The following is a 13,865-nucleotide window of genomic DNA, read 5'->3' as shown; positions in this document are numbered from 1 at the left end:
CTAAAAGCTTTTACAAATTTTACCGTTTGACGCCGGTGCTGATGTTTCTTAACTTTCAAGCAAGGAATTAACCATAAAGATTGATGGTATTTCCACGGCGGAATGGGGTTATCTCCCCTTCCAGGCATGACGCCGCACTGCCGTACCGGGCCCGATCCGGTATTTCGTTTCTTGGTTCAAGAAGGTCAGGCAAGCGTCGATGCCGCATCGTCCGCGATGGGTATGTTCGTTCAAAAATCCCCCGTAAGGGTGCTGGCGTTCTGAACCTTGCCATTTGGCCGGGTTTTACCGGCCGTCATATTATTGGGGTCGTCGGTTGGGGCAGGACTTGCCATCAGAACAAGCGCGGAGATCGGCAGGCGCAAGCCTGGCGGGGCGGTTGCGCTTTGCCGGCCTCGACGAGACGCAATCCGATTTCCTGCGCAATTATCGCAGTATGCTGGAGCCTTACGTTAAGGCTGGCCTGCGCGATGTGATGAACCGTTTCCAGTCTATGCCGGACTGTTCGCCGTCTTTCGAAAGCGAAAACCAGCTCGACCGCCTGCACGATTTGCAATCCTCGCACTGGAGCGTGCTGACCGATGCGCGTTTCGATGGGCTTTATGCCGAACGGGTGAAAGTGCTTTCCGACAATGCCGGTCGCATGGGTCTCGATCCTCGCTGGCAGATCGCCAGCCATGCCGTCGTTTTGGAAAATCTTCTTGGTGGTCTGGTGACTGAGCACGCGCCGCGCTCCATCCTGCCCGGCAACCGCAAAAAGAGCCGCGAACTGGCGGAAGCCGTCAAGAACGTCGTCCGTCTGGTGATGGTCGATACCGAGATTGCCGTATCGTTGCGCTTCAATGAATTGCGCCTGCGCCATGGCCGGGAACTGGCAGAACAGCGTGACAATGACCGCTCTGAAGCTGCAAGGTTGCTGGGCGAAGCGTTGACGGCATTTGCCGCAGGCGATTTGCAGGCCCGCATCGGCGGCGACGTGCCCGACGCCTACCGCGACGTTGCTGCCACTTTCAATGCGGCACTCGAGACGATTGGCGCGTCACTGACATCGGCGCAAAACAGCATCGGCGAAGCCGAGGCGCTGAGCGCACGGTTTGCCGACATTGGCCGTTCAATGGCGGAGCGCTCCCGCCAGCAGGCCGCGGCCCTTGCCGAGACCTCCCGTGCGATCCAGACGATGATCGGGGATGTGGCCGAAAACGGCGCCCGCATTTCGGCGGCGGAGACGGCGGTTTCCCATGCCCGTGAGGCGGCGGTCGAAAGCGGCAAGGCAATCGGCGAGGCGATAAACGCCATGTCGGATATCGAGCAATCCGCCGAGCAGATCGGACGGATCATCGGCACGATTGACGAGATCGCTTTCCAGACGAACCTTCTCGCCCTCAACGCCGGCATCGAGGCAGCACGCGCCGGTGACAGCGGACGCGGTTTTGCCGTTGTCGCGCAGGAGGTCCGGGCATTGGCCCAGCGTTCCGCAGACGCTGCAAGAGAGATCAAAAGCCTCGTTGGCTCCACGAAAAAGCAGGTCGAAGGCGGCGTGCACATGGTCAACCGCACGCAGGACGCAATCGGCGGTGTTGTCCGGCAGGTATCCGGCATCAACGACATGATCACCGAGGTCTCCCGGCACGCGGCAGAGCACGCCGGCGAATTGCAATCAGTCGCTGCCGACATCGGTGAACAGCAAAGACAGGCAGACCGGAACCTTGCCGATATGGGCAATGGCTCCTCGGAGGCCGATACGCTTCACACTGTCATTCTGGAACTCGGCCGCACCATTCGCGAATTCCGCATTGCCCGTCAGGGACAGGCGGCAGCTGTCGCCGCTACGGCTCGGCAGGACACATCATTTGTGGCCCGTGCGGATAACCGCACGGATTACGGCCAGGATTACCAACAATTCAGACGCCAAGGAGTCATGTAATGGCAGCCAGAAAAGCAGCTGAGGCGACGCTGAGACTGTCACCGGTGCTGGATCTCAACGAGGCATCGGCGCTGCACGGCAAGCTGATGACGCTGAGAGGAGCACCTTTGTCGGTGGATGCGTCCGAGGTGGAACGTATCGGTGCGCTTTGCGCCCAGGTCCTGATGGCCGGTGCGAAGTCCTGGGAAGAGGACGGCAAGCCGTTCGGTTTTGCCAGAGTGTCCGATGCATTCGACAAGACCATGAAACTGATAGGCGTCGAAATCGATCATTTGCTCCTGAAGGAGATCAAGAAGTGAAGAAAAAAGTTCTTACTGTGGATGATTCCAGAACGATCAGGAACATGCTCCTGGTCACGCTCAACAATGCCGGTTTCGAGACAATTCAGGCCGAAGACGGCATTGAGGGTCTCGAAGTGCTGGAGCAGAGCAACCCCGACGTCATCGTGACCGATATCAACATGCCCCGTCTTGACGGTTTCGGCTTCATCGAGGGTGTGCGTCGCAACGAGAAGTACCGGGCCATACCGATCCTCGTTCTGACGACCGAAAGCGACGCAGAGAAGAAGAACCGCGCCCGTCAGGCCGGTGCGACCGGCTGGATCGTCAAGCCATTCGATCCTGCGAAGCTCATCGATGCCATTGAACGCGTAACTGCCTGATACGGGACATTTCACGATGGATATGAACGAAATCAAGGAAATCTTTTTCCAGGAATGCGAGGAACAACTCGCGGAACTGGAATCGGGGCTTCTTAAATTGAATGACGGTGACCGTGATCCGGAAACCGTCAACGCCGTTTTCCGTGCCGTTCATTCCATCAAGGGCGGGGCGGGTGCCTTCGGTCTGGATGATCTCGTGGCCTTCGCCCACGTTTTTGAAACGACCCTCGACTGCGTTCGCTCCAACAAGCTGGAACCGACACAGGACGTCCTGAAAGTCATGCTGCGTTCCGCCGACGTGCTGGCGGACCTGACCAATGCGGCAAGAGACGGCGGCAGCGTCGACGAAAGCCGCACCCGTGGCCTCGTCAAGGAACTGGAAGCCCTGGCCAACGGCGAAACCGTCCACGCATCCGCGCCGGTGGCAGCGCCGGTTGTCGCAAAGATGCCGGAACCCGTTGCGCCCAAGCCGACGGACGATAGCGGTTTCGAGCCTATCCCGTTCTCCTTCTCGGACTTTGCCGATGAAACGACGCCGTTGATGGAGACGCCGTCTTTCCAGATAACCTTCAAGCCGCACGCATCGCTTTATTCGAAAGGCAATGAAGCAGCCCTTCTCCTGCGCGATCTCTCGCGCATCGGTGAGATGAGCGTCAATTGCGACCTGTCGGAACTGCCCTCGCTCGACAAGCTCGATCCAGAAGCGTCCTATTTCTCCTGGACGGTTTCGATCTCGACCGACAAGGGTGAAGAGGGTATCCGCAGCGTCTTCGAATTCGCCGAATGGGACTGCGATCTCGAAATCACCCCGATTCTTTCGGAAACCGCTGTGGATGCGGAAGAGCTGCCGATGATCCCGGTTCCGTTCGACCTGTCGGCTCTCGACGGCGATGCGGAAGGGGAACCGGCCGTTGTGACCGCCGGGGCGGAAGAGCCCTACGTTGCCGCAGTCGTCGAGGCTGCCGTCGCAACGACGCAGATCGCCCAGAGCGTCAACGCCGCCATCGAAAAGCGTGAGGCTGCGGCAGCGCCGGCCGCAGCGCAGGCGAATGCCAATGCCGCGGCCAATGCAAGCGCCGGCCAGACCATCCGTGTCGATCTCGACCGTGTTGACCGCCTGATCAACCTCGTCGGCGAGCTTGTCATCAATCAGGCGATGCTGTCGCAGAGCGTCATCGAAAACGATGCGAGCGGCACGTCTGCCGTCAACATGGGTCTCGACGAACTCCAGCAATTGACGCGCGAAATCCAGGACAGCGTCATGGCGATCCGTGCGCAGCCGGTGAAGCCTGTCTTCCAGCGCATGTCGCGTATCGTTCGCGAAGTTGCCGACATGATCGGCAAGCAGATCCGCCTCGTTACCGAAGGCGAGAACACGGAAGTCGACAAGACGGTCATCGACAAGCTGGCCGAACCCCTGACGCACATGATCCGCAATGCGGTGGACCACGGCATCGAAACGCCGGAAAAACGCGAAGCCGCTGGCAAGAACCCGGAAGGCACCATCAAGCTTTCGGCCAAGCACCGGTCGGGCCGCATCCTGATCGAGCTTCAGGACGATGGCGCGGGCATCAACCGCGAGCGCGTTCGCCAGAAGGCGATCGACAACGATCTCATTGCCGCCGATGCGAACCTCACGGACGAGGAGATCGACAATCTGATCTTCGCGCCGGGCTTCTCTACCGCGGACAAGATTTCCGACATTTCCGGCCGTGGTGTCGGCATGGATGTGGTCAAGCGTTCCATTCAGGCGCTCGGCGGCCGCATCAACATCTCCTCGCGCCCCGGTCTTGGCTCGACCTTCACCATGAGCCTGCCGCTGACGCTTGCCGTTCTCGACGGCATGGTGGTAACCGTGGCCGGCCAGACGCTTGTCGTTCCGTTGACGGCAATCGTGGAAACCCTGCAGCCGGAAGCGAAGAACATTCACTCCTTCGGCGCCAACCAGCGGCTGATTTCCATCCGCAACTCTTTCTGCCCGCTGGTCGACGTGGGACGCGTTCTGAACTTCCGTCCGACCCAGGCCGATCCTGTGGAAGGCGTGGCGCTTCTGGTGGAATCGGAAGGCGGCGGCCAGCGCGCCCTGATGGTCGATGCGATCCAGGGACAGCGCCAGGTCGTCATCAAGTCTTTGGAAGCCAACTATACCCATGTTCCAGGCATTGCCGCCGCCACCATTCTGGGTGACGGACGCGTTGCGCTCATTCTGGATGTCGACGCCATCGTCAGCGCTTCGCGCGGGCAGCCACTGAAACAGGAAATGTCACTCGCGGCGGCGGGTTGAAGGCGGATATCCAATGGCAGCACTTAATCTCAGCGATCAGCGACAGTCTCCCGATGACGTTCTTGCCAGCGGCGAATATCCGCTGACGAGACGCGATTTGTCGGAGATCGCTGCGATGATCTACGCGGATGCGGGCATCTATCTCAACGACACCAAGGCGTCGCTGGTCTATTCGCGCTTGTCCAAGCATATCCGCAATCTCGGACTGGCCGGGTTTCGGGAATATTGCGCACTGGTGTCATCGCCCGATGGAGCGGCTGCGCGCCGCGAAATGCTGTCGCACCTGACGACGAATTTCACGCGCTTCTTCCGCGAGAACCACCATTTCGAACACCTGCGCGACGAGGTCCTGCCGGGCCTCATTGCAAGGGCAAAGACTGGCGGGCGCGTCCGCATCTGGTCGGCCGCCTGCTCAGACGGGCAGGAGCCCTATTCGATTGCGCTCACCGTGCTCGCCATGTTTCCCAATGCGGCGGACTACGATTTCAAGATCCTGGCGACGGACATCGATCCGAAGATCCTGGCGCAGGCCCGTGCAGGCGTTTACGATGACAACGCTCTCGAAACCGTGTCTCCCGCGATGCGCAAGCAATGGTTCACGGAAGTTGATGCCGGCGGTCGCCGCAAGTTCCGCATCGATGACAAGGTCAAGCGCCTCATCACGTTCAATGAACTGAACCTGATGACGCAATGGCCCTTCAAGGGCAATTTCGACGTCATCTTCTGCCGCAACGTCGTCATCTATTTCGACGAGCCGACCCAGATGCGTATCTGGACGCGTTTTGCAGGCCTGCTGCCGGAAGGCGGTCATCTTTACATCGGCCATTCCGAAAGAGTGTCCGGCGACGCCAAGAACCTGTTCGACAATACCGGCATCACCACCTACCGCTACATTGGTCACACGTCCGGGAGGAAGGCATGAGCGCACTCGCACGGGTCCTCGTCGTCGATGATTCCCCCACCATGCGTGGCCTGATTTCCGCCGTCCTCAAGGCCGATCCGGAGGTTGAGGTGGTTGGGCAGGCCGGCAATGCCATGGAAGCGCGCGCCGCCATCAAGCAGCTCAATCCCGATGTCGTGACGCTCGACATCGAGATGCCGGAAATGAACGGCCTCGAGTTTCTCGAAAAGATCATGCGACTGCGGCCGATGCCGGTCATCATGGTCTCGTCCCTGACGCACCGCGGCGCGGATGCCTCGCTCGCCGCGCTTGAAATCGGTGCTTTCGACTGTGTCGGCAAGCCGGCTCCAGGCGATGCGCGTCCCTTCGGCGACTTGGCCGACAAGGTGAAGGCCGCCGCACGGTCGCAACACGCAGCTTACCGCGCGGCGCGCCCGGAACCCGTTGTCGCAGCCCAGCCGACCCCGGTCAGCGATTATCGTGCCGGCCGCAAAGTCGTCGCCATCGGCTCCTCCACCGGCGGCGTCGAGGCACTGATTGCCGTGCTCCAGAAGTTTCCGGCCAATTGTCCGCCGACGGTCATCACCCAGCACATGCCGCCGACTTTCACCAAGAGTTTCGCGGAACGGTTGAACCGCATCTGCGCGCCCGTCGTGGAAGAGGCGACCGATGGCGCGCGCCTGCAGACCGGCAAGATCTACCTTGCGCCGGGCGGTGAACGCCATTTGCAGATTTCCAATCGTAACGCGCCCTGCTGCCGGCTTATCGAGCGCGATCCCGTCAACGGCCATCGCCCTTCAGTTGATGTGCTGTTCGATTCGGTCGCCGAGCTTGCCGGACGCAACGCCGTCGGCGTCATTCTCACCGGCATGGGCCGGGATGGCGCGGCCGGGCTGCTGAAAATGCGGCATGCCGGTGCGCGAACCGTCGGCCAGAACGAAAAAACATGTGTCGTCTACGGCATGCCCAGAGTGGCCTTTGAACTTGGCGCCGTTGAACTGCAATTGCCGCTGGCCTCAATCGGCGAAGAAATCCTGAAACTAACCACTGCCCGCAAAGAAGGTGCTGACTAATGTCTCTCGCAGAAAAGATCAAAGTTCTGATCGTCGACGATCAGGTGACCAGCCGGCTGCTGCTCAGCGATGCGCTGACACAGCTCGGCTTCAAGCAGATCACTGCCGCTGGCGACGGCGAGCAGGGATTGAAGATCATGGAGCAGCAGCCCCATCATCTCGTTATCTCCGACTTCAACATGCCCAAGATGGACGGTCTCGGTTTCCTGCACGCCGTGCGGGCCAACCCGACCCTCAAAAAGGCGGCCTTCATCATCCTCACCGCACAGGGCGACCGTGCGCTGGTGCAGAAGGCAGCGCAGCTCGGCGCAAACAACGTGCTGGCCAAGCCCTTCACCATCGACAAGATGCGCGCAGCCATCGAAGCGGTTTTCGGATCGCTGAAATGATTGAAGCTGCGGCCAAGCGCGTACATATCATTCAGGGCGAGTACAAGGTTGTCAGCGATCCCGACGTGGTCATGACGACGATACTCGGTTCGTGCGTGGCCGCCTGTCTGAGAGACCCCGTTGCCGGCATTGGAGGAATGAACCACTTCCTGCTGCCGGGAACGGGCAACGTGACCGGTGGGGATGCGACGCGTTATGGCGTGCATCTTATGGAACTGCTGATCAACGGTCTTCTAAAGAAGGGCGCACGCCGCGACCGGCTGGAGGCGAAGGTTTTCGGCGGCGCAAAAACGATTGCCAGCTTCTCCAATGTCGGTGAGCAGAACGCCATCTTTGCCATGCAGTTTCTGAAGGATGAAGGCATACCGGTCATCAGCTCCTCCACGGGCGGGGATCATGGCCGCAAGATCGAGTTCTGGCCGGTTTCGGGCCGTGCACGACAGCATCCGCTGAGCGGCGCGGAAACCCAGAAGACGGTCGCCATGGAAACGCGTCCGGTGCCGGCCCCCAAGCCCGTCGCCAACGACATCGAATTTTTCTAGTCACGGAGTTTCCAATGCAGATTGCAAACAACACCGGCACCACTCCGTTCGAAGAAGCCTTGCCCGACGTTCTGATGCGCGTGGTATCGGAACTGCACGATGTCGCCTATCTGATCGAGCGCATCGAGCCGCAACTGCTGGAAGCGACAAGCGGCGAATTGTCCAGCGATGGCGTCAAGCTCTTGCAGGGCATCGACCTTGCCGTCCAGAAAACCCGCGGCCTTGCCGAGTTCATCGATACCGTCACCGGCTCTATTCCCGGTGATTGGATCGTGGATGTCTCGACCGCGCTCAGCCTCGTCAAGCTGGCAGAAATGCAAAAGGCGCTGGGCGCAGCCATCCGCCATGGCCATTCGCAGCCGCTGGACAAGGTCGCCGGAGACTTCGATCTGTTTTAGACAGCATTCATCTGGCGGTTCCCTTCCTTTCGCGGATTGCGGATAAAGGCAACGCTCGCGCAAGCTTCGCACCCTATTATCATTACGGGGCCAAAAGGTCTCGGACTCTATGAATGACGGTGCGGAACAGAATGAATCTGTTAAATCAAATCCCTCAGGTCTTGAAGAATTTCGCGGCGCTGGGTCAGACACGGTTGTTGATGCTGGGCGGCGTGGGCATTTTGTCCATGGCCATTATCCTTGCTGCAGCACTTTACGTGAACCGTCCCGCTTACGAGACCCTTTATGTGGGACTTGAAAAAAGCGACCTCAACAAGATCAGCATTGCACTCGCCGAAGCGGGGCTGGACTTTCAGGTTGGAACGGATGGCGCCAGCCTCCAGGTTCCGGTCGGCCTCACCAGCAAGGCAAGGCTGCTTCTGGCCGAGCGCGGCCTGCCTGACAGTGCCAATGCCGGTTATGAGCTTTTCGACAATGTCGGTTCTCTCGGACTGACTTCCTTCATGCAGGAAGTGACCCGGGTTCGCGCGCTTGAGGGTGAGATCAGCCGCTCCATTCAGCAGATCGACGGAATTGCGGCCGCACGCGTCCATATCGTCATGCCGGATGTCGGTAATTTCCGCCGCGGTGAGCAGAAGCCCACCGCATCGGTCATGATTCGAGCCAATGCCACCGCCGGGCGCAAGGCGTCCGCTTCCATCCGTCATCTCGTCGCCTCGGCCGTTCCCGGCCTTGAAGTCGATGACGTGACGCTGCTCGATTCCACCGGCCAGCTCCTCGCTTCCGGTGACGACGTCACCAACGCAGCCATGAACCGCTCGCTGACGCTGGCGCAGAACGTTCAGCAGGAAATCACCACCAATATCGACAAGGCGCTGGCGCCTTTCCTCGGCATGGACAATTTCCGCTCCAGCGTGACGGCGCAGCTCAATACCGACAGCCGGCAGATTCAGGAAACCGTCTACGATCCGGAATCGCGCGTCGAGCGCTCCGTCCGCACCGTTAAGGAAGACCAGAAGTCCCAGGAAACGCAGCCCGATACGGCCGCGACCGTGGAACAGAACGTACCGCAGGCAGCGCCCCAGGGCGGCGCAGGTGGCCCGCAGTCTTCCGACCAGTCTGCCAAGAAGGAAGAGCAGACCAACTACGAAATCAATTCCAAAACGGTCGCCACCGTCAAGAATGGCTATACCGTCGAAAAGATTTCGGTCGCCGTGGTCGTCAACAAGGGTCGCATCGCCAAGATGGTCGGCGAACCCGTCGACCAGGCCAAGATCGACGCCTATCTTGCCGAAATGCAGAAGATCGTCACCTCGGCTGCGGGGGTTTCCTCCGATCGCGGCGATATCGTCACGCTGACGGCGATGGACTTCCTCGAAACGCAGCTGCTCGACGAAGCCGCAAGCGGGCCGGGCATCATGGAAGTGCTCAGCCGCAATTCGGCAGGCATCATCAACTCGCTCGCCTTCGTCGCTGTTGCTTTCCTCGTCGTCTGGCTCGGTGTACGTCCTCTGGTTCGTACGGTCACTGGCAACGGCGCGGCAGCAGGCCAGATCAGCCAGGAGACCGCAGGCCTCGAATTGCCGGATTTCTCTCCCGGCATGGATGCGGGTGCTGGTGGTCTCATGGAAGGGTTTGGGGCGGATTTCGGCTTCGACAGCACCGACGATCTTCTGGCGGGCGGCGACAGCGAAGGCACCTTCAACCGCCGGGTTCGCGAAGGACCCGAGCGCAGGCTCTCCCGCATGGTGGAAATCAGCGAAGAACGCGCAGCCAAGATACTTCGCAAATGGGCAGTGGAAAAAGCTGCATGATTTGAAAAAGGCCGGGGTTATCCCGGCCTTTTGCGCATTTCCGGGTTCTTTGGTATCTTGGCGCCGCGCGCCGTCGCATTCCCGCTTTGGGACACTGTTTACAAAAAATTCAGCAACGATACAGTTTGCTGGGAATAGGCTGAGAATGCCGTTTATGGATTGGTCAGCTTTTCAGTATGTTTTTTAGGAATAGACGAACAAGGAAATACGTGGAAAGGCTGGTGTCAGGTAATGGCAAATCCCGGTCCGTTCCATAAAATGAAGTGATTCGGTCTCCGGGGGCTCACCATCCCATTTTGGTAAGCTTCTCGAATGGAATGATTCCATCCCGAGGTATAATCTCCCCATTGGGAGCAAGAGGGCGTAGGCGATTGAAAGTCGATGTTGATATCCGCAGGCTGTCTGCCAAGCCTATGGAGGGCATGGGTAAGCCCTTGCCACGCGACCAGCTTGCCAAGAACGTCGCAGCCTCGGCCGCTGCCGGCAACGTTTCAGGCGCGCTGGATCTGCTCGTAACCTACGCCGGCGCCTCGCATTATCTGCTGGCGCGGGAGGATCTTCTCGAAGAAACCGGACTGAAATTCATCATCACATCCGACTGGCCTTTCGATCTGGTGCGCAGGCTTGGTGCCGAACTCGCCAACAGCCAGAACAGATCGAGCGAAATGGAAAAGTGCCTTTCGCTTCTGCAGCCGCGATTGCTTGTTCTTCCGGACGACGTTTCTGTCCCTTTCGGCATCGACCGGCAATATTCGGCGCTTTCCTTCTGTGTGGGTCGCATTCGTCTTTCGCTTCTGCTGCTGTTTCCTGAACACTCGGTTCCTTCGCCGGACCGTCTGCGCGAAATCGCGCTTCTGACCGGCTATTGCGTCAGCTTCGGCATTGCCAGCGAAGCAAAGGCCGTGCGTGACATCGACCTCACAGAACGTGAGCTTGAGTGCCTGTTCTGGATCGCGGAAGGCAAGACAAGCGACGAAATTGCGATGATACTTGGCATTTCGCGCAATACGATCAATAATTACATTACAAGCGTGATGCGGAAAACCGCGACGAAAACCCGCTCGGAGGCAATCGCCTACGCCGTGCGCAACAACCTCGTGTAGATGGTCGGGACCCATGGTACAGACGAAAGATAATGAGGGTACGAGTCAAAGCAGCGGTATGTTTTACCGCAGCCCTGTTGTGACAAGCCGGTCGGATCTGTTTCCGAAGCTGGTCGCCATGCAGAAACTGGTCGGCGCACGTAATTTCGTGGTGACGAAGGCTGCCGCCTCCGGCTTCCCCAACAAGAAAAAGCTGACCTGCGAGCTGGAGAACTGGGGCATGAATGCCGCCGAACAGAGCGCGCAGTTCATCCGCGCGGTCGGCGATATTCTTTTGGATCATATCGAGACATCGCTGCTGCCGGTCATCTGGCGTAACAAGAATGCCGGCGGTTTTGCCGATCTTCCTGACGTGCCGGCTTTGATGCGCCGGATCGAGAACGATACATTGCCCTATGCGGGACTGGCTTTGCCGGTGCGGCTCGGCACGATCGGCAACGGCTACATCGTTTTCTGTGGCAGCAACCTCGTTCTCGACAACGAGGTCGTCATCGAACAGCACATTAAATGCTGCGAGATCATGGTCGATATGCTGGCGCTGGATGAGCGCAAGGTGGCACCGTCTGAAGCGTTGAGCGAAAGGGAAATCGCCTGTCTGCAACTGGCGGGTGATGGTCGTATCAGCGAAGAAATCGCGGTGAAGCTCGGGCTTTCGGTACACACCGTCAACGCCTATCTGGGTTCAGCGACGATCAAGCTCGATTCCGTCAACCGTATCCAGGCGATCGCAAAGGCCATCCGGCTCGGCTATATCCATTGATTGGGGAGGGGGCGGGCTTTCCCGTCCCTGTAAGCCGGCAGGCGCCGGCGCGGCTTGTGTAATCCACTCTAAAAGCTGCTATCGGTACTTCGCGTTTTTTTAACAGTTGCCAACTAGAACTTTTATAAGTTTGGTTTTGGGGAACTGTTTCATGCACAACCGGCTCTTTAAGTCCGTTGCGGGTAAGGTCGTCGTGCTGACGATCGGCCTGATTGCGCTCAGCGTCGCGGCAGTTGGTTTTTCGACATACATTCGCCTGAAGGACAATATCATCACCACTGCGCTGCGTGACACGCACAGCGCGATGCGCGGCATGGCGATCCTTTACGAGATGAAGGTCGGCGGTGTAGCCCTCGAAATGGTGGATGGAGAGCTCAAGAGTATCGGCCGCGCCAGCATCGGGACACTGCGCGACAATGATCTCGTCGACCGCACGGCTGCCGGTAATGGCGGCATCGCGACGGTTTTTGAAGCCAAGGCAGGCGATTATATTCGCATGACCACCAATCTGAAGAACGAAAAGGGCGAGAGAGCAGCGGGCACGAAGCTCGCTACCGACCATCCCGCTTTCGAAAAGGTCTCCAAGGGTGAGGGTTATTTCGGCGCCGCCACGCTTTTCGGCACCAATTACATGACCGGATACATGCCGGTTCTCAACAAGTCCGGAGCGACCGTCGGTATTCTTTTCGTGGGCGTTCCCATGGCCGTCTACGAAGCCCAGATTTTCGGCCTGCGCGACCTGATGCTGATCTGTGGCGCGCTCGCCATGGTCGGCGTGGGATTGCTCGCCTATTTCGTCATCCGGCGCACCCTGCAGCCTCTAGGCAAGCTTACCGATGCGGTTAAGTCCCTTTCGCACGGCAATCTCGATACGCCGATCCCCTATGCCACCAATACCAATGAATTCGGCAACATCGCCCGCGCTCTCGTGATATTTCGCGAGAATGCGCTTGAGAAACTCGCGATCGAGGGCAAAAGCGCCGAGGAACGGTCCGTGGCGGAATCGGAGCGTCACCGCAACGATGCCGAGAAGCAGGAGCTGGACGGCCAGATCGAATTCGCAGTCAGCGAGATCGCGTCCGGCCTCGGCAGGCTTTCGCGCGGTGATCTGAGCCGCACGATCGAGACACCCTTTAACGGCCGTCTGGATCGTCTGCGCACGGACTTCAACGAATCCCTTCTCAACCTGCGCGATGCGCTGGGGCAAATCCGCGAGCGCACCCTGGTCATCCAGCATAGCGGTTTTGAAATCGAGCAATCGTCGGTCGATCTGTCGAAGCGCACGGAGAATCAGGCAGCCTCGCTGGAAGAGACGGCAGCGGCTGTCGAGGAAATCACCGCAACGGTCAGATCGTCGGCCGAGCGGGCGCGTGAAGCCAACGAAGCCGTCCGCATCACCAAACAGAGCGCCGACAGTTCCGGTTCGGTCGTCAGCAATGCCGTGGACGCCATGGGCCGTATCGAAGACGCCTCGCGCAAGATCGAGCAGATCATCGAGGTCATCGATGACATCGCGTTCCAGACCAACCTTCTCGCCCTCAATGCCGGCATCGAGGCTGCGCGTGCGGGCGAGGCGGGCAAAGGTTTTGCGGTCGTGGCGCAAGAAGTGCGTGAACTTGCACAACGCTCCGCGGACGCGGCACGTGAAATCAAGCAGCTCATCAACCAGTCAACGCATGAGGTGAGCTCCGGATCGAAGCTGGTGCAGGAAGCGGGCACGGTTCTTTCAGCCATCAGCCATCAGATCGTCGCCGTCAGCCAGCATGTCGAAACCATCGCGACGGCGACGCAGGATCAGTCCTCCGCGCTCCACAATGTCAACGGGTCCGTCAACCAGATGGATCAGATGACCCAGCAGAACGCGGCGCTTGCCCAACAGTCGAGCGCAGCCAGCCGGGTGCTGTCGGGCGAAGTGGAAGCGTTGCTCGATCTGGTTCAGCGTTTTCAGATGGAGCAGGGCTCGGCGACCGGCCAGGATCGACTGAGCCGCGCAGCCTGACATTGGAATTTTTGAAA

13 protein-coding genes are annotated in these 13,865 nt (G+C 59.3%); all 13 read left to right on the top strand.

The window, feature by feature from the left end; all coding sequences use genetic code 11:
- The first annotated feature begins 328 nt into the window (after positions 1 to 328).
- The 13 genes from FB593_RS06940 to FB593_RS06880 all read left to right on the top strand — a co-directional run bounded on the left by FB593_RS06940 (position 329) and on the right by FB593_RS06880 (position 13,848).
- A complete protein-coding gene (locus FB593_RS06940) occupies positions 329 to 1,924 on the top strand; it encodes a methyl-accepting chemotaxis protein (RefSeq protein WP_244420493.1) in 1,596 nt (531 codons plus the stop codon).
- Complete coding sequence (locus tag FB593_RS06935; RefSeq protein ID WP_003514997.1) at positions 1,924 to 2,223, top strand: STAS domain-containing protein; 300 nt, start codon at positions 1,924 to 1,926, stop codon at positions 2,221 to 2,223. Before FB593_RS06940 ends, FB593_RS06935 begins: the two co-directional genes overlap by 1 nt.
- Positions 2,220 to 2,585 carry a chemotaxis response regulator CheY1 gene (gene cheY1 / locus FB593_RS06930; RefSeq protein ID WP_003493773.1) on the top strand — a complete coding sequence of 122 codons (366 nt, stop codon included), beginning with the start codon at positions 2,220 to 2,222 and terminating at the stop codon, positions 2,583 to 2,585. Before FB593_RS06935 ends, cheY1 begins: the two co-directional genes overlap by 4 nt.
- A 16-nt stretch (positions 2,586 to 2,601) precedes the next feature.
- A complete protein-coding gene (locus FB593_RS06925; protein ID WP_141193533.1) occupies positions 2,602 to 4,869 on the top strand; it encodes a chemotaxis protein CheA in 2,268 nt (755 codons plus the stop codon).
- A 13-nt stretch (positions 4,870 to 4,882) separates the two neighbouring features.
- The gene (cheR, locus tag FB593_RS06920) at positions 4,883 to 5,791 is read left to right on the top strand and encodes a protein-glutamate O-methyltransferase CheR (protein WP_019564320.1); all 909 of its coding nucleotides are present in this window, start codon (positions 4,883 to 4,885) and stop codon (positions 5,789 to 5,791) included.
- Positions 5,788 to 6,843 carry a protein-glutamate O-methylesterase CheB gene (cheB, locus tag FB593_RS06915; RefSeq protein ID WP_013635453.1) on the top strand — a complete coding sequence of 352 codons (1,056 nt, stop codon included), beginning with the start codon at positions 5,788 to 5,790 and terminating at the stop codon, positions 6,841 to 6,843. The genes cheR and cheB overlap by 4 nt, the downstream gene beginning before the upstream one ends.
- On the top strand, positions 6,843 to 7,232 hold the full coding sequence (gene cheY2, locus FB593_RS06910) for a chemotaxis response regulator CheY2 (RefSeq protein WP_003515008.1): 390 nt from the start codon (positions 6,843 to 6,845) through the stop codon (positions 7,230 to 7,232). Before cheB ends, cheY2 begins: the two co-directional genes overlap by 1 nt.
- Complete coding sequence (gene cheD / locus FB593_RS06905) at positions 7,229 to 7,774, top strand: chemoreceptor glutamine deamidase CheD (RefSeq protein ID WP_003515010.1); 546 nt, start codon at positions 7,229 to 7,231, stop codon at positions 7,772 to 7,774. The genes cheY2 and cheD overlap by 4 nt, the downstream gene beginning before the upstream one ends.
- A 14-nt stretch (positions 7,775 to 7,788) precedes the next feature.
- Positions 7,789 to 8,172 (top strand): chemotaxis protein CheT, encoded by a 384-nt coding sequence (gene cheT, locus FB593_RS06900; protein WP_003515012.1) that lies wholly within the window; start codon positions 7,789 to 7,791, stop codon positions 8,170 to 8,172.
- A 131-nt stretch (positions 8,173 to 8,303) separates the two neighbouring features.
- Positions 8,304 to 9,986 carry a flagellar basal-body MS-ring/collar protein FliF gene (fliF, locus tag FB593_RS06895; RefSeq protein ID WP_003515013.1) on the top strand — a complete coding sequence of 561 codons (1,683 nt, stop codon included), beginning with the start codon at positions 8,304 to 8,306 and terminating at the stop codon, positions 9,984 to 9,986.
- 371 nt (positions 9,987 to 10,357) lie between these two features.
- A complete protein-coding gene (visN, locus tag FB593_RS06890) occupies positions 10,358 to 11,089 on the top strand; it encodes a transcriptional regulator VisN (protein WP_003515014.1) in 732 nt (243 codons plus the stop codon).
- 58 nt (positions 11,090 to 11,147) lie between these two features.
- Positions 11,148 to 11,849: a transcriptional regulator VisR gene (visR, locus tag FB593_RS06885; protein WP_003515015.1), complete on the top strand. Its 702-nt coding sequence runs from the start codon at positions 11,148 to 11,150 to the stop codon at positions 11,847 to 11,849.
- 151 nt (positions 11,850 to 12,000) lie between these two features.
- Positions 12,001 to 13,848, top strand: coding sequence for a methyl-accepting chemotaxis protein (locus FB593_RS06880; RefSeq protein WP_003515028.1), 1,848 nt, complete (start codon positions 12,001 to 12,003; stop codon positions 13,846 to 13,848).
- Positions 13,849 to 13,865: the final 17 nt, after the last annotated feature.

This window comes from Rhizobium sp. SJZ105, assembly GCF_007828365.1.
Taxonomy (GTDB): Bacteria; Pseudomonadota; Alphaproteobacteria; order Rhizobiales; family Rhizobiaceae; genus Agrobacterium; species Agrobacterium tumefaciens.
The sequence above is the reverse complement of the archived record's forward strand: the minus strand, read 5'-3'. Positions and strand labels throughout refer to the sequence as shown.

What these genes read in the sequence shown, in the direction of transcription:
- fliF (WP_003515013.1), top strand. Translation starts at nt 8,304, where the DNA reads ATGAATCTGTTAAATCAAATCCCTCAGGTCTTGAAGAATTTCGCGGCG.
- FB593_RS06935 (WP_003514997.1), top strand. Translation starts at nt 1,924, where the DNA reads ATGGCAGCCAGAAAAGCAGCTGAGGCGACGCTGAGACTGTCACCGGTG.
- cheY2 (WP_003515008.1), top strand. Translation starts at nt 6,843, where the DNA reads ATGTCTCTCGCAGAAAAGATCAAAGTTCTGATCGTCGACGATCAGGTG.
- FB593_RS06880 (WP_003515028.1), top strand. Translation starts at nt 12,001, where the DNA reads ATGCACAACCGGCTCTTTAAGTCCGTTGCGGGTAAGGTCGTCGTGCTG.
- visR (WP_003515015.1), top strand. Translation starts at nt 11,148, where the DNA reads ATGTTTTACCGCAGCCCTGTTGTGACAAGCCGGTCGGATCTGTTTCCG.
- cheT (WP_003515012.1), top strand. Translation starts at nt 7,789, where the DNA reads ATGCAGATTGCAAACAACACCGGCACCACTCCGTTCGAAGAAGCCTTG.
- cheB (WP_013635453.1), top strand. Translation starts at nt 5,788, where the DNA reads ATGAGCGCACTCGCACGGGTCCTCGTCGTCGATGATTCCCCCACCATG.
- cheD (WP_003515010.1), top strand. Translation starts at nt 7,229, where the DNA reads ATGATTGAAGCTGCGGCCAAGCGCGTACATATCATTCAGGGCGAGTAC.
- FB593_RS06925 (WP_141193533.1), top strand. Translation starts at nt 2,602, where the DNA reads ATGGATATGAACGAAATCAAGGAAATCTTTTTCCAGGAATGCGAGGAA.
- cheR (WP_019564320.1), top strand. Translation starts at nt 4,883, where the DNA reads ATGGCAGCACTTAATCTCAGCGATCAGCGACAGTCTCCCGATGACGTT.